This window comes from Raoultella sp. T31 (assembly GCF_002806725.1).
In the GTDB taxonomy this organism is placed as follows: domain Bacteria; phylum Pseudomonadota; class Gammaproteobacteria; order Enterobacterales; family Enterobacteriaceae; genus Klebsiella; species Klebsiella electrica.
In genome coordinates this window covers 195,131-217,515 of the sequence record NZ_PIBO01000002.1, presented here as the reverse complement: position 1 = coordinate 217,515, position 22,385 = coordinate 195,131, and the positions used below count along the sequence as shown (strand labels likewise).

The 22,385-nt window shown below is 56.1% G+C and carries 18 protein-coding genes; 14 read left to right on the top strand and 4 right to left on the bottom strand.

Features of this window, described 5'->3' with window-relative positions:
• The 4 genes from thrA (at position 1) to CWM52_RS02470 (ending at position 5,191) form a co-directional block, all read left to right on the top strand.
• Positions 1-2,463 carry a bifunctional aspartate kinase/homoserine dehydrogenase I gene (thrA, locus tag CWM52_RS02485; RefSeq protein ID WP_100682630.1) on the top strand — a complete coding sequence of 821 codons (2,463 nt, stop codon included), beginning with the start codon at positions 1-3 and terminating at the stop codon, positions 2,461-2,463.
• A gap of 1 nt (position 2,464) precedes the next feature.
• Positions 2,465-3,394, top strand: a complete 930-nt coding sequence (gene thrB / locus CWM52_RS02480) for a homoserine kinase (protein WP_100682629.1) — start codon at positions 2,465-2,467, stop codon at positions 3,392-3,394.
• 3 nt (positions 3,395-3,397) lie between these two features.
• Positions 3,398-4,684, top strand: a complete 1,287-nt coding sequence (thrC, locus tag CWM52_RS02475) for a threonine synthase (protein WP_100682628.1) — start codon at positions 3,398-3,400, stop codon at positions 4,682-4,684.
• Between the two features lie 225 nt (positions 4,685-4,909).
• Positions 4,910-5,191 carry a DUF2502 domain-containing protein gene (locus CWM52_RS02470; protein WP_100682627.1) on the top strand — a complete coding sequence of 94 codons (282 nt, stop codon included), beginning with the start codon at positions 4,910-4,912 and terminating at the stop codon, positions 5,189-5,191.
• 41 nt (positions 5,192-5,232) lie between these two features.
• Here CWM52_RS02470 and yaaA read toward each other — a convergent pair whose 3' ends face one another.
• Entirely contained in the window at positions 5,233-6,009 is a 777-nt protein-coding gene (gene yaaA / locus CWM52_RS02465) for a peroxide stress protein YaaA (protein ID WP_100682626.1), read from the bottom strand.
• Between the two features lie 77 nt (positions 6,010-6,086).
• Positions 6,087-7,517 (bottom strand): alanine/glycine:cation symporter family protein, encoded by a 1,431-nt coding sequence (locus CWM52_RS02460; protein WP_100682625.1) that lies wholly within the window; start codon positions 7,515-7,517, stop codon positions 6,087-6,089.
• A gap of 203 nt (positions 7,518-7,720) precedes the next feature.
• On the opposite strand from CWM52_RS02460, the gene tal reads away from it, so the two are divergent.
• The 3 genes from tal (at position 7,721) to CWM52_RS02445 (ending at position 10,802) form a co-directional block, all read left to right on the top strand.
• Positions 7,721-8,674 (top strand): transaldolase, encoded by a 954-nt coding sequence (gene tal, locus CWM52_RS02455; protein ID WP_100682624.1) that lies wholly within the window; start codon positions 7,721-7,723, stop codon positions 8,672-8,674.
• A 110-nt stretch (positions 8,675-8,784) separates the two neighbouring features.
• The gene (mog, locus tag CWM52_RS02450) at positions 8,785-9,372 is read left to right on the top strand and encodes a molybdopterin adenylyltransferase (RefSeq protein WP_100682623.1); all 588 of its coding nucleotides are present in this window, start codon (positions 8,785-8,787) and stop codon (positions 9,370-9,372) included.
• A gap of 119 nt (positions 9,373-9,491) precedes the next feature.
• On the top strand, positions 9,492-10,802 hold the full coding sequence (locus CWM52_RS02445; protein ID WP_100682622.1) for an MFS transporter: 1,311 nt from the start codon (positions 9,492-9,494) through the stop codon (positions 10,800-10,802).
• A gap of 47 nt (positions 10,803-10,849) precedes the next feature.
• On the opposite strand, the gene satP is transcribed toward CWM52_RS02445, so the two are convergent.
• On the bottom strand, positions 10,850-11,416 hold the full coding sequence (gene satP, locus CWM52_RS02440) for an acetate uptake transporter (protein WP_100682621.1): 567 nt from the start codon (positions 11,414-11,416) through the stop codon (positions 10,850-10,852).
• 440 nt (positions 11,417-11,856) lie between these two features.
• Here satP and dnaK point away from each other — a divergent pair, with 440 nt between their 5' ends.
• From dnaK to nhaR, 4 genes are all read left to right on the top strand, one after another.
• Entirely contained in the window at positions 11,857-13,773 is a 1,917-nt protein-coding gene (gene dnaK, locus CWM52_RS02435) for a molecular chaperone DnaK (protein WP_004857708.1), read from the top strand.
• 87 nt (positions 13,774-13,860) lie between these two features.
• Positions 13,861-14,994 carry a molecular chaperone DnaJ gene (dnaJ, locus tag CWM52_RS02430; RefSeq protein WP_100682620.1) on the top strand — a complete coding sequence of 378 codons (1,134 nt, stop codon included), beginning with the start codon at positions 13,861-13,863 and terminating at the stop codon, positions 14,992-14,994.
• Between the two features lie 222 nt (positions 14,995-15,216).
• Positions 15,217-16,392, top strand: a complete 1,176-nt coding sequence (nhaA, locus tag CWM52_RS02425) for a Na+/H+ antiporter NhaA (protein WP_100682619.1) — start codon at positions 15,217-15,219, stop codon at positions 16,390-16,392.
• A 52-nt stretch (positions 16,393-16,444) separates the two neighbouring features.
• Complete coding sequence (nhaR, locus tag CWM52_RS02420) at positions 16,445-17,344, top strand: transcriptional activator NhaR (RefSeq protein ID WP_100682618.1); 900 nt, start codon at positions 16,445-16,447, stop codon at positions 17,342-17,344.
• Between the two features lie 62 nt (positions 17,345-17,406).
• Here the strand turns inward: nhaR and rpsT are convergent, their stop codons facing one another.
• The gene (gene rpsT / locus CWM52_RS02415) at positions 17,407-17,670 is read right to left on the bottom strand and encodes a 30S ribosomal protein S20 (protein ID WP_003018940.1); all 264 of its coding nucleotides are present in this window, start codon (positions 17,668-17,670) and stop codon (positions 17,407-17,409) included.
• A gap of 330 nt (positions 17,671-18,000) precedes the next feature.
• On the opposite strand from rpsT, the gene ribF reads away from it, so the two are divergent.
• From ribF to lspA, 3 genes are read left to right on the top strand one after another with little or no spacing between them, the layout of a single operon-like run.
• Positions 18,001-18,939, top strand: a complete 939-nt coding sequence (gene ribF / locus CWM52_RS02405; protein WP_100682617.1) for a bifunctional riboflavin kinase/FAD synthetase — start codon at positions 18,001-18,003, stop codon at positions 18,937-18,939.
• Between the two features lie 44 nt (positions 18,940-18,983).
• A complete protein-coding gene (gene ileS / locus CWM52_RS02400; protein WP_100682664.1) occupies positions 18,984-21,800 on the top strand; it encodes an isoleucine--tRNA ligase in 2,817 nt (938 codons plus the stop codon).
• The gene (lspA, locus tag CWM52_RS02395) at positions 21,800-22,300 is read left to right on the top strand and encodes a signal peptidase II (RefSeq protein ID WP_100682616.1); all 501 of its coding nucleotides are present in this window, start codon (positions 21,800-21,802) and stop codon (positions 22,298-22,300) included. Before ileS ends, lspA begins: the two co-directional genes overlap by 1 nt.
• The last annotated feature ends 85 nt before the right edge of the window (positions 22,301-22,385 follow it).

Sequence of the window (22,385 nt, the reverse complement as noted above, 5' to 3'; positions counted from 1 at the left end):
ATGCGCGTGTTGAAGTTCGGCGGTACATCAGTGGCAAATGCAGAACGTTTTCTGCGGGTTGCCGATATTCTGGAGAGCAATGCCAGGCAGGGGCAGGTAGCAACCGTCCTGTCTGCCCCGGCGAAAATTACCAACCATCTGGTCGCGATGATTGAAAAAACCATCGGCGGCCAGGACGCGCTCACCAATATCTCCGACGCTGAACGCATTTTTGCTGAACTGCTGCAGGGCCTCGCCGACGCGCAACCGGGGTTCCCGCTGGCGCGGCTGAAAGCCTTCGTCGCGCAAGAGTTTGCCCAGATTAAACATGTGCTGCATGGTATCAGCCTGCTTGGTCAGTGCCCCGATAGCGTCAACGCCGCGTTGATTTGCCGCGGCGAGAAGCTGTCTATCGCCGTGATGGCGGGCCTGCTGGAAGCTCGCGGCCACAAAGTTAGCGTGATTAACCCCGTCGAAAAACTGCTGGCCGTTGGCCATTATCTCGAATCCACCGTCGATATCGCTGAATCGACCCGCCGCATTGCCGCCAGCCAGATTCCGGCCGACCATATGGTGCTGATGGCCGGGTTTACCGCCGGTAACGAAAAAGGGGAGCTGGTGGTGCTGGGGCGCAATGGCTCAGACTACTCTGCCGCCGTGCTGGCCGCCTGCCTGCGCGCCGACTGTTGTGAAATCTGGACCGATGTCGATGGGGTATATACCTGCGACCCGCGCCAGGTTCCTGATGCGCGTCTGCTGAAGTCGATGTCATATCAGGAAGCGATGGAGCTCTCCTACTTCGGGGCTAAAGTTCTGCATCCGCGCACCATTGCCCCTATCGCTCAGTTCCAGATTCCCTGCCTGATCAAAAATACCGGTAATCCGCAGGCGCCAGGTACGCTGATCGGCGCCAGCCTTGATGAAGATGGCCTGCCGGTCAAAGGCATTTCTAACCTCAATAATATGGCGATGTTTAACGTCTCTGGTCCGGGGATGAAAGGCATGGTCGGTATGGCCGCCCGCGTGTTTGCCACCATGTCCCGCGCCGGGATTTCAGTGGTCCTGATCACCCAGTCCTCTTCTGAATACAGCATCAGCTTCTGCGTACCGCAAAGCGACTGCGCGCGCGCAAAACGGGTGATGGAAGAAGAGTTCTACCTGGAGCTGAAAGAGGGCCAGCTGGAGCCGCTGTCGATCATGGATCGTCTGGCGATTATCTCCGTGGTGGGCGACGGTATGCGCACGCTGCGCGGGATCTCGGCGAAGTTCTTCGCCGCGCTGGCTCGCGCGAATATCAATATTGTGGCGATTGCCCAGGGCTCTTCCGAGCGTTCTATTTCCGTGGTGGTCAGCAATGATGATGCGACCACCGGGGTGCGCGTGACCCACCAGATGCTGTTCAACACCGATCAGGTGATTGAAGTCTTTGTTATCGGCGTCGGCGGCGTCGGCGGCGCGCTGATTGAACAGATTAAGCGTCAGCAGGGCTGGCTGAAGAACAAACATATCGACCTGCGCGTCTGCGGCGTGGCGAATTCACAGGCCCTGCTGACTAACGTGCACGGGCTGAATCTCGAAAACTGGCGCGCGGAGCTGGCCGAAGCGAAAGAGTCGCTGAACCTGGGCCGCCTGATTCGCCTGGTCAAAGAGTATCATCTGCTGAACCCGGTTATCGTCGACTGTACTTCCAGTCAGGCGGTCGCCGATCAGTACGCCGATTTCCTGCGCGAAGGTTTCCACGTGGTGACGCCGAACAAAAAGGCCAATACCTCCTCGCTGGATTACTACCATCAGCTGCGTCATGCCGCCAGCAGCTCGCGCCGCAAATTCCTCTACGACACCAACGTTGGCGCCGGCCTGCCGGTGATTGAAAACCTGCAAAACCTGCTGAATGCCGGCGATGAGCTGCTGCACTTCTCCGGTATTCTTTCTGGCTCTCTGTCGTTTATTTTCGGTAAGCTGGATGAGGGCATGAATCTCTCCGAAGCAACAACCCTGGCGCGCGAGATGGGGTATACCGAACCGGATCCGCGCGACGATCTTTCTGGCGTCGATGTTGCGCGTAAGCTGCTGATTCTGGCCCGTGAAACCGGCCGTGAGCTGGAGCTGTCCGATATTGTCGTCGAACCGGTATTGCCTGCACAATTTGATGCCAGCGGCGACGTTGAGAGCTTTATGGCGCGCTTGCCTTCGCTGGATGACGAGTTTGCTTCCCGGGTTGCTCAGGCGCGTGATGAAGGTAAAGTCTTGCGTTACGTCGGTAACATCGAAGAGGATGGGACCTGTCGCGTGAAAATTGCCGCTGTTGACGGTAACGATCCGCTGTTCAAAGTGAAAAATGGCGAAAACGCCCTGGCATTTTACAGCCATTATTATCAGCCGCTGCCGCTGGTGCTGCGCGGCTATGGCGCAGGTAACGACGTCACGGCGGCCGGTGTGTTTGCTGACCTGTTGCGCACCCTGTCATGGAAGTTAGGAGTTTAAGATGGTCAAAGTATATGCCCCGGCTTCCAGTGCCAATATGAGCGTCGGGTTTGATGTGCTGGGCGCGGCGGTGACGCCGGTTGATGGCACGCTGCTGGGGGACAACGTTTCAGTTGAGGCGGCGGACAGCTTCAGCCTGCAAAACGTCGGCCGCTTTGCCAGCAAGCTGCCCTCCGCGCCGCAGGAGAACATTGTTTACCAGTGCTGGGAGCGTTTTTGCCAGGAGATCGGCAAAAAAGTTCCGGTGTCGATGGTGCTGGAAAAAAACATGCCGATTGGTTCTGGCCTCGGCTCCAGCGCCTGCTCTGTCGTCGCCGCGCTGGTGGCGATGAATGAATTCTGCGGTAAGCCGCTGAATGAGACGCGTATGCTGGCGCTGATGGGGGAGATGGAAGGGCGTATTTCCGGCAGTATCCACTATGACAACGTCGCGCCTTGTTACCTGGGCGGCATGCAGCTGATGATTGAAGAGAATGGCATTATCAGCCAGCAGGTACCGGGGTTTGACGAATGGCTGTGGGTGCTGGCTTATCCGGGCATTAAAGTGTCGACGGCGGAAGCGCGTGCCATCCTTCCGGCGCAGTATCGCCGCCAGGACTGTATCGCTCACGGTCGTCACCTGGCGGGCTTTATTCATGCCTGCTACACCCGCCAGCCGCAGCTGGCAGCGAAATTGATGAAAGATGTGATTGCCGAACCGTATCGCACTAAACTGCTGCCGGGCTTCAGTGAAGCGCGTCAGGCGACGATGGAGATCGGTGCGCAGGCGTGCGGTATCTCTGGCTCCGGCCCGACGCTGTTTGCCCTGTGCGATAAGCCGGAAACCGCGCAGCGCGTTGCGGACTGGCTGGGCACGCATTATCTGCAGAATCAGGAAGGCTTCGTTCATATTTGCCGGCTGGATACGGCGGGCGCACGAGTAGTGGGATAACCAATGAAACTCTATAATTTAAAAGATCATAACGAACAGGTCAGCTTTGCGCAGGCCGTTACGCAGGGGCTTGGCAAGCAACAGGGGCTGTTCTTTCCGCACGATCTGCCGGAATTTAGCCTGACTGAAATTGACGACATGCTGGAGATGGATTTGGCCTCCCGCAGCGCCAGAATTCTGTCGGCTTTTATTGGCGACGAGATCCCGCAGGAGATCCTCAAAGAGCGTATCGCCGCCGCTTTCACCTTCCCGGCTCCGGTCAGTAAGGTGCAGGATGATGTCGGCTGTCTGGAGCTGTTCCACGGCCCGACGCTGGCGTTTAAGGATTTCGGCGGTCGCTTTATGGCGCAGATGCTGACCCACATTGCCGGCGATAAACCGGTGACGATTCTGACCGCTACCTCCGGTGATACCGGCGCGGCGGTTGCACATGCGTTTTACGGCCTGCCGAATGTCAAAGTCGTTATTCTGTATCCGCGCGGCAAGATCAGCCCGCTGCAGGAAAAACTGTTCTGCACCCTGGGCGGCAACATTGAAACCGTGGCGATAGATGGCGATTTCGATGCCTGCCAGGCGCTGGTGAAACAGGCCTTTGACGATGAAGAGCTGAAGGTCGCTCTGGGCCTGAACTCCGCGAACTCCATCAATATCAGCCGTCTGCTGGCGCAGATTTGCTACTACTTCGAAGCGGTGGCCCAGCTGCCGCAGGAAGCCCGCAACCAGCTGGTCATTTCCGTGCCGAGCGGTAACTTTGGCGATCTGACCGCTGGTCTGCTGGCGAAGTCTTTAGGTCTGCCGATTAAGCGCTTTATTGCCGCCACCAACGCCAATGACACCGTGCCGCGCTTCCTGCAGGACGGCAACTGGGCGCCGAAAGCGACTCAGGCGACGCTGTCTAACGCCATGGACGTCAGCCAGCCGAACAACTGGCCGCGCGTGGAAGAGCTGTTCCGTCGCAAAGTCTGGCGCCTGAACGAGCTGGGCTATGCGGCCGTCGACGATGAAACCACCAAACAGGCGATGCGTGAGCTGAAAGCCATTGGCTACACCTCAGAGCCGCATGCGGCTATCGCCTGGCGCGCGCTGCGCGACCAGCTGCAGCCGGGCGAATACGGTCTGTTCCTCGGTACCGCGCACCCGGCGAAGTTCAAGGAGAGCGTAGAAGAGATCCTCCAGCAGACGCTGCCGCTGCCGAAAGAGCTGGCCGATCGCGCCGATCTGCCGCTGCTGTCGCATAATCTGCCGGCGGATTTCGCCGCGCTGCGCCAGCTGATGATGGGCAAAGCATAACGGCCTTTTATCGCCGTATGATGTTCTCAGGCCGGGCCTTTGCGCCCGGCTTTTTTATTGGTGAAAATGGAGAAACTATGCAGAAAAAAAGCAGGGAAAATGGGTGAATGACCAATAAATGCCAGGCATCAGAGATTAGGATTGCGGAGAATAACCCGCGCTGTCGCTCAGGGGTAATCTTTGATTATCGCCCCCATGCGGGGACTGTTAATGAAGGGGAAACCGATGTCAACGCTGAAGTCTGTGATCCTTGCGCTTTCGATGTCGCTGGTGGCTCCCGCTGTGGTTCACGCATCGGAGATCACGCTGGTGCCGGCAGTCAAACTGCAAATTGGCGATCGCGACAATTACGGTAACTACTGGGACGGCGGCCGCTGGCGCGACCACGAATGGTGGGGTCGTCATTACGACTGGCGCGATAACCACTGGCGCGCACATGACGAGCATCGCCATGATCACCATGATGATCGCGATCGTGGCCCGGATCGTGACTGGCGCCATCACTAAGTCTTCCGTCCCGGTCGCCGTGAGAGCGGCCGGGAAGGGGGTTAGCGTTCGTGGCGTTTAAAGACCATCTCATCTTTCTTGTCGGAGGCTTCGGCGTCGAAGAAATAGCCTTCGCTGTTGAAGCAGGTTAGCTGTTCAGGCCGGGTTAAACGGTTCTCAATGATATAACGGCTCATTAACCCGCGCGCCTTTTTGGCATAGAAACTGATCACTTTAAACTGGCCGTTTTTCTCATCGAGGAACACGGGTTTAATGATTTTACCCTGCAACTGTTTTGTCTTCACTGAGCGGAAGTATTCATCAGAAGCCAGGTTAATCACGATATCGTCTCCCTGAGCCTTCAGCGCCTGGTTCAGTTTATCGGTAATCACCTCGCCCCAGAACTGGTAGAGATCTTTGCCTTTGCTATTTTCCAGCTTAATGCCCATTTCCAGACGATAGGGTTGCATCAGATCCAGCGGACGCAGCACGCCGTAGAGGCCGGAAAGCATACGCAAATGCTGCTGGGCAAAATCGAAATCGTCTTCGCTGAGGGTTTCCGCCTGCAGTCCGGTATAAACGTCGCCTTTAAACGCCAGAATGGCCTGGCGCGCATTTTGCGGCGTGAAGTCCGGGTGCCAGTCATGAAAGCGGGTGGCGTTCAGGTCTGCCAGCTTATCGCTGATGCTCATCAGTTTGCCGATCTGCGGCGCCGAGAGCCGACGCGCGACGCCGATCAGCTCCTGGGAATATTCCAGCAGTTCAGGCTGGCTGTAGCGTGCTGTGGCCAGCGGACTTTGGTAGTCGAGTGTTTTGGCAGGTGAAATAAGAATCAGCATATCCGGTCCTTGCAGGGGATTTTCCGTGACTTTAACAAAAAAAGAGCGCGCTGGGATCGATAGCTGCGATTGCCGCGTTATTCACGCGGCAGCTCATCCCAGGCTCCAGGCGCCAGCTGCTGGTTAATTTCCGGGTAGCGCGTGGCGTCAAACGTCGGCCGCACGCCCAACCGCCGCTGACTGAGATAATCAGTGGCCAGAATCCGCACCGTAGGCGACAGCAGTAAAATGGCGGTCAGGTTAGTGATGGCCATCAGCGCCATGATGGTATCCGCCAGCTGCCAGACAACCGGCAAACCGATCAGCGCGCCGGTGATGACCATCACCAGGGTGAGGATCCGCAGCGCCCAGATATACCGGGGGCCATTAATACGCAGAAATATCAGGTTATTTTCAGCATAGATGTAGTTTGCGACGATAGAGCTGAAGGCGAAGAGCAGCACGATGATCGCCACGAATCCCGCCCCCCAGCTGCCAACCAGCGAGGTCATGGCATGCTGAATACTCTGGATGCCATTCGCGGCATCTTCCGCATCGTCTTGTGGCGCCAGCATGATAATGACCGCGCTGGCGGTACAGATGACGATGGTATCGATGAGGACGCCAATCATTTGCACGATCCCCTGCGCCGCCGGGTGCGGGGGCCAGGAAGCCGCTGCCGCCGCGGCGTTAGGGGTTGACCCCATTCCCGCTTCATTTGAGAACATGCCGCGCTGAAAACCGCTGGTGATTGCCTGGCTGATGGTATAGCCCACTGCGCCGGCGGCGGCTTCCTGCCAGCCGAACGCACTGCGGAAAATGGCCTCGAAAATGGCCGGCAGTGCCGTAATGTGCCAGAGGCCAATCAGCAGGCTGGTGGCTATCCAAAGCAGAGCCATCAGCGGCACAATCCACTGCATTAACTTCGCCACGCTCCGCAACCCCCGGACGATAACCAGCAGGGTCATCAGCGCCAGCGCGCAGCCGGTCACAATGGCGGGAAGGTTAAAGGCATAGGCCATCGCGTGCGCGATGGAGTTGGCCTGCACGGTGTTGAAAATCACTCCATAGGCCAGCAGGAGCAGGATAGAAAACACGATGCCCATCCAGCGCATGCCCAGACCCCGGGACATGTACCAGGCCGGGCCTCCGCGGAATTGCCCGTGGGCATCGCGCTCTTTGTAGAGCTGGGCAAGAGAACATTCGGCAAAGCTGCTGGCCATGCCGAGCAGCGCGGAAACCCACATCCAGAAGACGGCACCGGGCCCGCCGGCAGAGATAGCCAGCGCGACGCCAACCAGGTTGCCGCTGCCCACGCGCGCCGCGAGGCTGGTGCACAGGGCCTGGAAAGAGGTTAAGCCGCCGGGCTGGGGCTGGAGGCTTTTTTTTAGACTTTTCCCAAACTGGCGAACATAACGAAACTGAATGAATTTTGTTCGCCAGGTAAACCAGATGCCGGAGCCCAGTAACAGATAAATCATGACTGAGCCCCAGAGTATTTCATTGATAAAAGAGAAAAAATCAGGCATTAACCGTCCTCTTGTCCATGCCGGAACGCTAGTGTAAGCGCTACCAATTCAGTGACAATCCCTTAGCATTCAGCGAACTAATTCATCGAGTTTATCACACTCTGCGGTCTTGCATGGTCCACAGTTGCGCTGAACATGCAGCGTGTTATCATCTTGGAAGACCGGTTACATCCCCTTAACTGCTGTTTAAGAGAAACACTATCATGACGGATAAATTGACTTCTCTGCGTCAGTACACCACTGTCGTAGCTGATACCGGAGATATTGCGGCAATGAAGCTGTATCAGCCTCAGGATGCCACGACTAACCCTTCTTTGATTCTCGGCGCGGCTCAGATTCCTGAGTACCGCAAGCTGATTGATGACGCTGTCGAGTGGGCCCGCGGCCAGAGCAGCGATCGCGCTCAGCAGATTATCGATGCTTCCGATAAGCTGGCGGTGAACATTGGTCTCGAAATTCTTAAGCTGATTCCTGGCCGTATTTCGACCGAAGTTGATGCGCGCCTCTCCTACGACACCCAGGCATCTATCGCCAAAGCGAAACGCATCATCAAACTGTATAACGATGCGGGCATCGGCAACGATCGCATTCTGATTAAACTGGCTTCAACCTGGCAGGGTATTTGCGCCGCCGAGCAGCTGGAAAAAGAAGGCATCAACTGTAACCTGACTCTGCTGTTCTCCTTCGCCCAGGCTCGCGCTTGTGCTGAAGCGGGCGTCTTCCTGATCTCTCCGTTCGTTGGCCGCATCCTCGACTGGTACAAAGCGAACACCGACAAGAAAGAGTACGCGCCGGCTGAAGATCCGGGCGTCGTTTCCGTCAGTGAAATCTATGAGTACTACAAGCAGCACGGTTACGAAACTGTCGTGATGGGCGCAAGCTTCCGTAACGTCGGTGAAATCCTTGAACTGGCTGGCTGTGACCGCCTGACTATCGCTCCGACCCTGCTGAAAGAGCTGGCGGAAAGCGAAGGGGCTATCGAACGTAAACTGGTGTTCAGCGGCGAAGTGAAAGCGCGTCCGGAACGCATCACCGAAGCTCAGTTCCTGTGGCAGCACAACCAGGATCCGATGGCGGTAGACAAACTGGCGGAAGGTATCCGTAAGTTTGCGATAGACCAGGAAAAACTGGAAAAAATGATCGGCGACCTGCTGTAATCATTTGGGCGTGGCCGGGTTCCCGGTCACGCTACTTCTCCTGAACCCTGTCTGTATTGCCTTCCAGCGTGTATCATTCCGTCTAATTGTACTGTCTGAACGGAATAACGATGAATACCTTACGAATCGGCTTAGTTTCCATCTCCGATCGCGCCTCCAGCGGCGTTTATCAGGATAAAGGCATCCCGGCACTTGAAGAGTGGCTGGCGCGTGCGCTGACGACTCCCTTTGAGCTCGAGACCCGCCTGATCCCTGACGAACAGGGGATTATCGAACAAACGCTGTGTGAACTGGTTGACGAGATGGCCTGCCATCTGGTGTTAACTACCGGCGGCACCGGTCCTGCCCGACGCGACGTGACGCCGGATGCAACCCTGGCCATCGCCGACCGTGTGATGCCGGGTTTTGGCGAGCAAATGCGTCAGGTCAGCTTACACTTCGTTCCGACGGCTATCCTTTCTCGTCAGGTTGGCGTTATCCGCAAGCAGGCGCTGATTTTGAATCTGCCGGGCCAGCCGAAAGCCATTCAGGAAACCCTTGAAGGCGTTAAAGATGCTGACGGCAAGGTCCTGGTGCACGGGATCTTCGCGAGTGTACCTTATTGTGTACAGTTGCTTGAAGGGCCTTATGTCGAGACTGCGCCGGAAGTGGTAGCGGCTTTTCGTCCAAAAAGCGCGAGACGCGAAACTTTATCCTGAATTTGATACTTTCCTGACATAACCTGCATTGTCGGTGGTGTGCTGTTTTATTTACAATATAGTGTTTTTTACTTTACACTTGCGTGATAGCACTTACACCTCTGGATGAATCGCTCGTTATGTCACAACATACCCGACCTCTGAATCGACAAGATTATAAAACGCTGACGCTGGCCGCCCTTGGCGGCGCGCTGGAGTTTTATGATTTCATTATCTTTGTTTTCTTCGCCGCCGTCGTTGGCGACCTGTTCTTCCCGGCGGACATCCCGGAATGGCTGCGTCAGGTGCAGACCTTCGGCATCTTTGCTGCGGGCTATCTGGCGCGTCCATTGGGCGGCATCATCATGGCCCACTTCGGCGATCTGGTCGGGCGCAAGAAGATGTTCACCCTGAGCATTCTGCTTATGGCCCTGCCGACGCTGGCGATTGGCCTGCTGCCGACCTACGCATCAATAGGTCTTGTCGCGCCGCTGCTGCTGTTGCTGATGCGCATTCTGCAGGGGGCGGCTATCGGAGGAGAAGTTCCCGGCGCCTGGGTTTTTGTCGCCGAACACGTGCCGGAAAAACGCATTGGTATCGCCTGCGGCACTCTCACTGCCGGCCTGACGGTTGGCATTCTGCTGGGCTCGGTTGTCGCGACGCTGATCAATACCAGCCTGACGCCGCAGGGGATCCTCGACGGCGGCTGGCGTATTCCCTTCCTGTTAGGCGGCGTATTTGGCCTGGTAGCCATGTATTTGCGTCGTTGGCTGCAGGAGACGCCGATATTTCTCGAAATGCAGCAGCGTAAAGCGCTAGCGCAGGAGCTGCCGGTCAAATCGGTGGTGCTGAAGCACCAGAAAGCAGTGGTAGTTTCCATGCTGCTGACCTGGCTGTTATCCGCCGGCATAGTGGTGGTTATCCTGATGTCGCCGGTCTGGCTACAAAAACACTACGGTTTTGCCCCGGCAACGACCCTGCAGGCCAACAGCATTGCCACCATTATGCTGTGCATCGGCTGTCTGCTGGCAGGGCTGGCGGCGGATCGTTTTGGCGCCAGCCGCACGTTCATCGTCGGCAGCGTGCTGCTGGCGGTCTCCAGTTGGGCGTTCTATCACCTTTCCGGCAGCAGTCCCGGGCAGCTGTTCCTGCTGTATGGCGCGGTGGGGTTGTGCGTCGGGGTCGTGGGCGCCGTGCCTTACGTCATGGTGCGCGCTTTCCCGGCAGAAGTTCGCTTTACCGGTATTTCCTTCTCGTACAACGTCTCTTACGCCATTTTTGGCGGCCTGACGCCGATTGCCGTGACTATGCTCATGGGGGTTTCGCCGATGGCTCCGGCGTGGTACGTGCTGGCGCTTTCATTGCTGGGGCTGGGATTAGGGATCTGGCTGCGCCAGGGGATGAACCGCGAGGTGGCCGCCGCAGAGGGGGAATTGCAGCGCTTGCCGTAACGTTCCGCAAGCAATCCCCTCGTCCGTCAGAACGAGGGGATTGTTGATCAATGCGGTGCGCCGATCGGCAGTACGGTGCGACCAAACTGTTCGTTCAGTACTTCACCCATCGCCAGATAAATAGCGCTACCGCCGCAGACTAAACCAATCCAGCCCGCGATTTTCACCAGACCTTCGTTATCGGCGAGGTGGCCGATTGCCAGCAGCGCAAACAGGACGGTCAAACTGAGGAACACGAATTGCAACATTCGTGCGGCTTTCAGGGTGCCGAAGAACATAAACAACGTGAAGACTCCCCACAGACCGAGGTACATGCCGAGGAAGTGCGCATCAGGCTTTTCCGCCAGGCCCATTTTCGGCATGAGAAGAATAGCGACCAACGTCAGCCAGAAGGCGCCGTAGGACGTAAAAGCGGTTAAACCAAAGGTATTACCTTTTTTAAATTCCAGCAGGCCTGCGAAAATCTGCGCAATGCCGCCGTAAAAAATGCCCATCGCCAGGATAGCTACATCAAACGCGAACAGGCCGCTATTTGCCAGGTTAAGCAGAATAGTGGTCATGCCGAAGCCCATAAGGCCCAGCGGTGCCGGATTAGCCAACTTAGTGTTGCCCATAATTCCTCAGAATAATGATTAGAAAGGGAAGCATTACCCCACCACTCGTGGACGGGGCGCGGCATCATAATGAGGCGCAGGGTAACTGTCTATGATCTGGCGAGGTATTTTTCGCCAATTTACGCAGGCGAGGAGAGATGGTGTGCGTTCGCTACCGGTAAACGGGGACGCAAGCGCCCGGCGGGACAGGTGTTATCGATAAAAGCCGCTTTGTTACCGGTTTATTCAGTCTGCCTTCCTTATTTCTCCCTTTATCCGGCAAGAAAGTGAAAAATTTTTTTGCTTGCCCCCTTGAGGAAGCGATGGGCGACCCCATCTTGTAGTCAACCGCAGTGAATGAACCTGAAAAAAATGATGTCTGGGCAGTTGAAACCATCGGTTTTGCCCTTATTACAGGTTCACAACCACATGTTGATCGAATTTTTAGTGGAGACGTTTAGATGGGTAAAATTATTGGTATCGACCTGGGTACTACCAACTCTTGTGTAGCGATTATGGATGGCACTACTGCACGTGTGCTGGAGAACGCCGAAGGCGATCGCACCACGCCTTCTATCATTGCTTATACCCAGGATGGTGAAACTCTGGTTGGTCAGCCGGCTAAACGTCAGGCAGTGACAAACCCGCAAAACACCCTGTTTGCGATTAAACGCCTGATTGGTCGCCGCTTCCAGGACGAAGAAGTTCAGCGTGACGTATCCATCATGCCGTACAAAATCATCGGCGCCGACAACGGCGACGCATGGCTTGATGTGAAAGGTCAGAAAATGGCACCGCCGCAGATTTCTGCTGAAGTGCTGAAAAAAATGAAGAAAACGGCGGAAGATTACTTGGGTGAGCCGGTAACTGAAGCGGTTATCACCGTACCTGCATACTTCAACGATGCTCAGCGTCAGGCAACGAAAGATGCCGGCCGTATCGCAGGTCTGGAAGTCAAACGTATCATCAACGAACCGACCGCCGCTGCGCTGGCTTACGGTCTGGATAAAGAAGTCGGCAACCGTACTATCGCGGTTTACGACCTCGGTGGTGGTACCTTCGATATCTCGATTATCGAAATCGACGAAGTTGACGGCGAAAAAACCTTCGAAGTTCTGGCAACCAACGGTGATACCCACCTGGGTGGTGAAGACTTCGACAGCCGTATGATCAACTACCTCGTTGATGAGTTTAAGAAAGATCAGGGCATTGACCTGCGTAACGATCCGCTGGCCATGCAGCGCCTGAAAGAAGCGGCTGAAAAAGCGAAAATCGAGCTTTCTTCCGCTCAGCAGACCGACGTGAACCTGCCGTACATCACCGCAGATGCCACCGGTCCGAAACACATGAACATCAAAGTGACGCGTGCGAAACTGGAAAGCCTGGTTGAAGATCTGGTTAACCGTTCTATCGAGCCGCTGAAAGTTGCGCTGCAGGACGCTGGCCTGTCGGTATCTGACATCCAGGACGTTATCCTGGTCGGCGGTCAGACCCGTATGCCAATGGTGCAGAAGAAAGTGGCTGAGTTCTTTGGTAAAGAGCCGCGTAAAGACGTTAACCCGGATGAAGCTGTGGCGATCGGTGCTGCGGTTCAGGGCGGTGTACTGACTGGTGAAGTTAAAGACGTTCTGCTGCTGGACGTTACCCCGCTGTCGCTGGGTATCGAAACCATGGGCGGCGTGATGACGGCGCTGATCAACAAAAACACCACAATCCCGACCAAACACAGCCAGGTGTTCTCTACTGCAGAAGACAACCAGTCTGCGGTGACCATCCACGTGATTCAGGGCGAGCGTAAACGCGCCTCCGATAACAAATCACTGGGTCAGTTCAACCTGGATGGGATTAACCCGGCGCCGCGCGGTATGCCGCAGATCGAAGTCACCTTCGACATCGATGCTGATGGTATCCTGCACGTGTCCGCGAAAGACAAAAACAGCGGTAAAGAGCAGAAAATCACCATTAAAGCGTCTTCCGGTCTGAACGAAGAAGAAATCGCCAAAATGGTCCGCGATGCGGAAGCGAACGCTGAATCTGACCGTAAGTTCGAAGAACTGGTTCAGACCCGCAACCAGGGCGACCATCTGCTGCACAGCACGCGTAAGCAGGTTGAAGAAGCAGGCGACAAACTGCCGGCTGACGACAAGACTGCCATCGAGTCTGCGCTGACCGCACTGGAAACGTCGCTGAAAGGTGAAGACAAAGCGGATATCGAAGCGAAAATGCAGGCGCTGGCCCAGGCTTCCCAGAAGCTGATGGAAATCGCTCAGCAGCAGCATGCTCAGCAACAGGCTGGCGGCGCTGAAGCTTCCGAAAGCAACGCGAAAGACGACGATGTCGTTGACGCCGAGTTTGAAGAAGTGAAAGACAAAAAATAATCGCCCTTTGAACGGGTAAAACACTGGCACGGGCGAAGAGGTTTCCTCTCCGCCCGTGCACGCATGTTAAGGGGCTGAAAAACACCAATGGCAAAGCAAGATTATTACGAGATTTTGGGCGTTTCCAAAACAGCGGAAGAGCGTGAAATCAAAAAGGCTTACAAGCGCCTGGCGATGAAATACCACCCGGACCGTAACCAGGGTGATAAAGAAGCCGAAGCGAAGTTTAAAGAAATTAAAGAAGCGTATGAAATCCTGACTGATGACCAGAAGCGTGCGGCCTACGATCAGTACGGCCACGCTGCCTTTGAACAAGGTGGCATGGGCGGCGGCGGCGGTTTTGGCGGCGGCGCTGATTTCAGCGATATCTTTGGCGATGTGTTTGGCGATATCTTCGGCGGCGGTCGTGGCCGTCAGCGCGCGGCGCGCGGCGCTGACCTGCGCTACAACATGGACCTGACGCTGGAAGAAGCCGTTCGCGGCGTGACCAAAGAGATTCGCATTCCGACGCTGGAAGAGTGTGACGTCTGCCACGGTAGCGGTGCGAAAGCCGGTAGCAAACCGCAAACCTGTCCAACCTGTCACGGTGCCGGTCAGGTGCAGATGCGCCAGGGCTTCTTCGCCGTTCAGCAAACCTGTCCGCATTGTCAGGGACGCGGTACGCTGATTAAAGATCCGTGCAACAAATGCCACGGTCACGGTCGCGTCGAGAAGACCAAAACTCTGTCGGTCAAAATCCCGGCGGGCGTGGATACCGGCGATCGTATTCGTCTGTCAGGCGAAGGCGAAGCGGGCGAGCACGGCGCTCCGGCGGGCGATCTGTACGTTCAGGTCCAGGTTAAGCAGCACGCTATCTTTGAGCGTGAAGGCAACAACCTGTACTGCGAAGTGCCGATCAACTTCACTATGGCTGCCCTCGGCGGCGAGATTGAAGTCCCGACGCTGGATGGCCGCGTCAATCTGAAAGTGCCTGGCGAAACGCAGACCGGTAAGCTGTTCCGCATGCGTGGCAAAGGCGTGAAATCCGTACGCGGCGGCGCGCAGGGCGATCTGCTGTGCCGGGTGGTGGTTGAAACGCCGGTAGGACTTAATGAAAAACAGAAACAGCTGCTGAAGGAGCTTCAGGAAAGTTTTGGCGGTCCGACGGGTGAGAAAAACAGCCCGCGCTCTAAAAGTTTCTTTGATGGCGTGAAGAAATTCTTCGACGACCTGACGCGCTAATCTCCTGCGATTCTGAAAAGCCACTTTATTGTTAAAGTGGCTTTTTTGTTTCCAGCCGCTATCTGTTAATGATGGCTGAATCCCTCCGGTCAGCGTCGCGCTTTACTGTCAGCCTTATATCGTAAAAACCGAGTCATAATGCAATAATAATCTTATTTTTTCGAAGTGTTATGTCGGCTAGAATAGTTTCATCGATGAATTAGCCTTACAGAGAGAGTAACAGTGAAACATCTGCAGCGTTTTTTTAGTAGCGATGCTTCAGGAGGCATTATCCTCATTTTCGCGGCCGCGTTGGCTATGCTATTGGCTAATACTGGCGTGACCAGCGGTCTTTACCATTCCTTTCTGGACACCCCCGTTCAGCTGCGTGTTGGCGCGTTAGAAATCAATAAGAACATGCTGCTGTGGATTAACGATGCGCTGATGGCGGTCTTCTTCTTGCTGATTGGCCTCGAAGTAAAGCGCGAGATGATTCAGGGGGCGCTGGCCAGCCGTCGTCAGGCCGTTTTCCCGGTGCTGGCCGCCTTAGGTGGGATGATTGTCCCGGCGCTGATCTATCTGGCGTTCAATGCTCAGGATCCGATCACCCGCGAGGGGTGGGCGATTCCGGCGGCGACCGATATCGCCTTTGCCCTGGGAGTGCTGGCGCTGCTGGGCAGCCGCGTGCCGCCAGCTCTGAAAATCTTTCTGATGGCGCTGGCGATTATCGACGACCTGGGCGCCATTATCATCATTGCCCTGTTTTATACCAGCGACCTTTCCATATTGTCGCTGGGCGTGGCGGCAGGGGCGATGGCCGTGCTGGTCGCGCTCAATCTTTGCGGCGTCCGACGCACCGGTATCTATATCCTGGTCGGCGCGGTGCTATGGATTGCGGTGTTGAAATCCGGGGTACATGCGACCTTAGCCGGGGTGATTGTTGGCTTTATTATCCCGCTGAAGGAGCAGGGCGGTAAATCCCCGGCTAAGCAGCTTGAGCATGTCCTGCATCCGTGGGTGGCTTACCTGATTCTGCCGCTTTTCGCCTTCGCTAACGCCGGCGTGTCGCTGCAAGGGGTGACGATTGAAGGGCTGACGTCACTGCTGCCGCTGGGGATTATCGCCGGGCTGTTTGTCGGCAAGCCGCTGGGTATCAGCCTGTTCTGCTGGCTGGCGTTAAAACTGAAATGGGCATCGCTGCCGGAAGGGACGACCAGCAAGCAGATTATGGCGGTCGGCATTCTGTGTGGGATTGGCTTCACGATGTCGATTTTCATCGCCAGTCTGGCCTTCAGCAGCGTTAATCCTGGCTTAATCAACTGGGCTAAGCTTGGCATTCTGACCGGCTCGGTACTGTCAGCCGTCAGCGGATATCTGCTGCTGCGCAAGCGCATAACGGTTCCCGCCCACCTGGCGTAATACTTTCGGAGAGCCGGCAGAGGTTCTCCAGGACATTATCAGGGAGAGAAGCATGTCGCATATTAATTACAACCATCTGTATTACTTCTGGCACGTTTATAAAGAAGGTTCTGTTGTCGGCGCGGCGGAGGCCTTGTTCCTGACGCCGCAGACCATTACCGGGCAGATCAAAGCGCTTGAAGAGCGTTTGCAGGGGAAATTGTTTAAACGCAAGGGGCGGGGGCTGGAGCCGAGCGAACTGGGCGAGCTGGTATTCCGCTACGCGGACCGCATGTTCACGTTGAGCCAGGAGATGCTCGATATTGTGAACTACCGCAAAGAGTCTAACCTGCTGTTCGATGTCGGCGTTGCCGACGCATTGTCGAAAAGACTGGTGAGCGGGGTGCTGGATGCGGCGGTCGTGGATAATGAACAGATTCACCTGCGCTGCTTTGAGTCGACCCACGAAATGCTGCTGGAGCAGCTCAGCCAGCACAAACTTGATATGATCATCTCTGACTGCCCCATCGATTCCACTCAACAGGAAGGGCTGTTCTCCGTGCGTATCGGCGAGTGCAGCGTGAGTTTCTGGTGCATGAACCCGCCGCCGGAAAAGCCGTTTCCCGCCTGTCTGGAGGAACGTCGTCTGCTGATCCCCGGTCGTCGTTCGATGCTGGGACGCAAACTTCTGAACTGGTTCAATTCGCAGGGGCTGAAGGTGGAGATTCTCGGCGAGTTTGACGATGCGGCGCTGATGAAGGCGTTCGGTGCGGCGCACAATGCGATTTTTGTCGCGCCGACGCTTTACGCGCATGATTTCTATCAGGATGAGACGATTATTGAGATCGGTCGGATGGAGAATGTGATGGAGGAGTATCACGCCATTTTTGCTGAAAGAATGATTCAGCATCCGGCGGTGCAACGGATTTGCAATCGCGACTATTCGTCACTCTTCGCGACGCCGCAGGCGTAACTCGCAGACATAAAAAAACCCGCTTTCGCGGGTTTTTTTACAAAGCGATAACAAGCAGGCGATTAAGCCAGTTTGTTGATCTGAGCGGTCAGGTTTGCTTTATGACGCGCAGCTTTGTTTTTGTGGATCAGACCTTTAGCAGCCTGACGGTCCACGATCGGTTGCATTTCGTTAAATGCTTTCAGTGCAGTAGCTTTGTCGCCAGCTTCGATAGCTGCGTATACTTTCTTGATGAAAGTACGCATCATAGAGCGACGGCTAGCGTTGTGCTTGCGGGCCTTTTCAGACTGAACGGCGCGCTTCTTAGCTGATTTGATATTAGCCAAGGTCCAACTCCCAAATGTGTTCTATATGGACAATTCAAAGGCCGAGGAATATGCCCGTTTAGCCTTCTTTTGTCAATGGATTTGTGCAAATAAGCGCCGCTTAAAACAACGACGCTTTATTACGTAGTGATGGCGCAAGATTCTACCAGCTTGTTGCTGGCGAATACAGCCTTTCCACCATAAAAATCGCTGGGCGAGGGGAGTTTTTGCCGCATTCCCGCGCTGAGTTGATGAATTACCGGGATCTTTCGGTTAAGAGGTGCAATCGCTGGTTAACGTCGTCAGTTGTACAAGGTATACTCGGACGATTTTCACTGTTTTGAGCCAGACATGAAGCTGATACGCGGCATACATAATCTCAGTCAGGCGCCGCACGGGTGCGTGCTGACCATTGGTAATTTTGACGGTGTGCATCGCGGGCATCAGGCGCTGTTGCAGCGTTTGCGCGCCGAGGGCCGCCAGCGTGGTTTACCGGTGGTGGTGATGATTTTCGAACCACAGCCGCTGGAGTTGTTTGCCGCCGATAAGGCGCCAGCCCGTTTGACGCGTCTGCGCGAAAAGCTGAGCTATCTGGCTGAAAGCGGCGTCGACTATGTGCTGTGCGTGCGCTTTGACCGCCGCTTCGCCGCCCTGACCGCCCAGGATTTTATCAGCGAACTGCTGGTGCGCCGTTTAGGCGTGCAGTTTCTCGCGGTGGGGGACGATTTCCGCTTTGGCGCTGGCCGCCAGGGGGATTTCTTGTTATTACAGAAAGCCGGTGCGGAATATGGTTTTGACGTGACCAGCACCCAAACTTTCTGCGAAGGCGGCGTGCGCATCAGCAGTACAGCGGTGCGCCAGGCGCTGGCGGACGACGACCTTGTGCAGGCGGAAAACCTGCTGGGCCATCCCTTTACGATCTCCGGACGCGTGGTCCACGGCGATGAGCTGGGGCGCACGATTGGTTTTCCGACGGCGAATTTACCGCTACGTCGTCAGGTTTCCCCGGTAAAAGGGGTCTATGCGGTGGAAGTGACAGGACTGGGCGACAAACCGCTGGTGGGCGTCGCCAACATTGGCACCCGTCCAACGGTTGCTGGCGTTCGCCAACAGCTGGAAGTGCATCTGCTGGACGTTGTAATGGACCTTTATGGTCGCCATATAGATGTAATACTGCGTAAAAAAATACGTAATGAGCAGCGATTTGCGTCGCTCGATGAGCTAAAAGCGCAAATTGCACGTGATGAGTTAACGGCCCGCGAGTTCTTTGGGCAGGCCAGGCAGGCATAAGTCTGTTGGTGTTTATCAAACCGAAATACGGAACCGAGAATCTGATGAGTGACTATAAATCGACCCTGAATTTGCCGGAAACAGGGTTCCCGATGCGTGGCGATCTCGCCAAGCGCGAACCGGGAATGCTGGCGCGTTGGACCGATGATGACCTGTACGGCATCATCCGGGCAGCGAAAAAAGGCAAAAAAACCTTCATTCTGCATGATGGCCCTCCTTATGCGAATGGCAGCATTCATATTGGTCACTCGGTTAACAAGATTCTGAAAGACATTATCGTGAAGTCCAAAGGACTGACGGGCTATGACTCGCCTTACGTTCCGGGTTGGGACTGCCACGGTCTGCCGATCGAACTGAAAGTGGAGCAGGAATATGGCAAGCCGGGTGAGAAATTCACCGCTGCTGAATTCCGCGCCAAGTGCCGCGAATATGCTGCGACCCAGGTTGACGGTCAGCGTAAAGACTTTATCCGCCTGGGCGTGCTGGGCGACTGGTCGCGTCCGTACCTGACCATGGACTTCAAAACAGAAGCCAACATCATCCGTGCGCTGGGTAAAATCATCGGCAACGGCCACCTGCACAAAGGCGCGAAGCCGGTGCACTGGTGCGTCGACTGCCGTTCTGCGCTGGCTGAAGCGGAAGTCGAGTATTACGACAAAACGTCTCCTTCTATCGACGTGGCCTTCCACGCGGTAGACCAAGCCGCCGTGCTGGCGAAATTCGGCGTTGCCGACGTCGCCGGTCCGCTATCCCTGGTCATCTGGACCACTACCCCGTGGACCCTGCCAGCCAACCGCGCCATCTCCCTGTCGCCGGAATTCGACTATGCGCTGGTGCAGGTTGATGGTCAGGCGCTGATTCTGGCGAAAGATCTGGTTGAAAGCGTAATGAAACGCGCGGGTATTGCTGACTACACTATCCTGGCGGTGGTGAACGGCGCGGAACTGGAGCTGATGCGCTTTAAGCATCCGTTCCTCGACTTCGATGTGCCGGCAATCCTCGGCGATCACGTTACCCTCGATGCGGGTACCGGCGCGGTCCATACCGCCGGCGGTCACGGTCCGGACGACTACACTATCAGCCAGAAATACGGCCTGGAAATTGCCAACCCGGTTGGCCCGGACGGTTCCTACCTGCCAGGCACCTACCCGGCGCTGGACGGCATCAACGTCTTTAAAGCCAACGATATTATCGTTGAGATGCTGCGTGACAGCGGCGCGCTGCTGCACGTTGAAAAGATGCAGCACAGCTATCCGTGCTGCTGGCGCCATAAGTCGCCTATTATCTTCCGTGCCACCCCGCAGTGGTTCGTCAGCATGGATCAGAAAGGCCTGCGCGCGCAGTCGCTGAAAGAGATCAAAGGCGTGCAGTGGATCCCGGACTGGGGCCAGGCGCGTATCGAATCGATGGTTGCCAACCGTCCTGACTGGTGTATCTCCCGCCAGCGTACCTGGGGCGTACCGATGTCTCTGTTTGTGCACAAAGAGACGCAGGAACTGCACCCGAACACCCTGGAGCTGATGGAAGAAGTGGCGAAGCGCGTCGAAGTGGACGGCATTCAGGCGTGGTGGGATCTCGACTCCCGCGACATCCTGGGCGCTGACGCTGACAGCTACGAGAAAGTGCCGGATACCCTGGACGTGTGGTTCGACTCCGGGTCTACTCACTCTTCTGTCGTCGACGTACGCCCGGAATTTTCCGGTCACGCCGCCGATATGTATCTGGAAGGTTCTGATCAGCACCGCGGCTGGTTTATGTCCTCGCTGATGATCTCCACGGCGATGAAGGGCAAAGCGCCGTATCGCCAGGTTCTGACCCACGGTTTCACCGTCGACGGTCAGGGCCGCAAAATGTCCAAGTCTATCGGTAATACCGTTAGCCCGCAGGACGTGATGAACAAGCTGGGCGCCGATATTCTGCGTCTGTGGGTGGCATCTACCGATTACACCGGCGAAATGGCGGTCTCCGACGAGATCCTTAAACGTGCTGCCGACAGCTATCGTCGTATCCGTAACACCGCGCGCTTCCTGCTGGCGAACCTGAATGGTTTCGATCCGGCGAAAGACATGGTCAAACCGGAAGAGATGGTGGTGCTCGATCGCTGGGCGGTGGGCTGCGCGCAGGCGGCGCAGGAAGATATCCTGAAAGCCTACGAATCCTACGACTTCCACGAAGTGGTGCAGCGCCTGATGCGCTTCTGCTCCATCGAAATGGGCTCGTTCTATCTCGATATCATCAAAGACCGCCAGTACACCGCGAAAGCGGAAAGCCGGGCGCGTCGCAGTTGCCAGACCGCGCTGTTCCACATCGTGGAAGCGCTGGTTCGCTGGATGGCGCCGATCATGTCCTTCACCGCAGACGAAATCTGGGGCTACCTGCCGGGTTCCCGCGAGAAATACGTCTTCACCGGGGAGTGGTATGAAGGTCTGTTCGGCCTGGCCGACGACGAAGCGATGAACGACGACTTCTGGGACAAGCTGCTGCAGGTGCGCGGCGAAGTCAACAAGGTCATCGAGCAGGCGCGCGCCGACAAACTGGTAGGCGGCTCTCTGGAAGCGGCGGTCACACTGTATGCCGATGACGCTCTGGCCGCGAAGCTCAACGCGCTGGGCAGTGAATTACGCTTTGTCCTGTTGACCTCCGGGGCAACGGTTGCCGATCATGCGCAGGCGCCGGCCGATGCCTGGCAGAGTGAACTGCTGAAGGGGCTTAAAGTCGCGTTGAGTAAAGCCGAGGGCGAGAAATGCCCGCGTTGCTGGCACTACACCAGCGATGTCGGCAAGGTGGCGGAACACGCGGAAATCTGCGGTCGCTGTGTCAGCAACGTCGCCGGTGATGGCGAAAAACGTAAGTTTGCCTGATGAGTAAATCTGTCTGTTCAACGGGGCTACGCTGGCTTTGGGTCGTCGTCGCCGTGCTGATTATTGACCTGGGCAGTAAATTCCTGATCCTCCAGAACTTTGCTCTGGGGGAGACGGTAGCGCTGTTCCCGTCGCTTAATCTGCATTATGCGCGTAACTATGGCGCGGCTTTTAGCTTCCTTGCCGATAGCGGCGGCTGGCAGCGCTGGTTCTTTGCCGGCATTGCCATCGGGATCTGCGTGATTCTGGCGGTCTTGATGTATCGCTCAAAAGCCACGCAAAAGCTGAACAACATTGCCTACGCGCTGATTATCGGCGGCGCGCTGGGGAACTTGTTTGATCGGTTATGGCATGGTTTTGTCGTCGATATGATTGATTTCTACGTCGGGGACTGGCATTTCGCCACCTTCAACCTGGCCGATAGCGCAATTTGCATCGGCGCGGCGCTGATTGTGCTGGAAGGCTTCCTGCCAAAACCTGCGGCAAAAGAGCCGGTGTAAATGTCAATGCCGGGTGGCGCTGCGCTTACCCGGGCTACAGAATTTGTGCCCTTCCGTAGGTCCGGTAAGCGTAGCGTCACCGGGC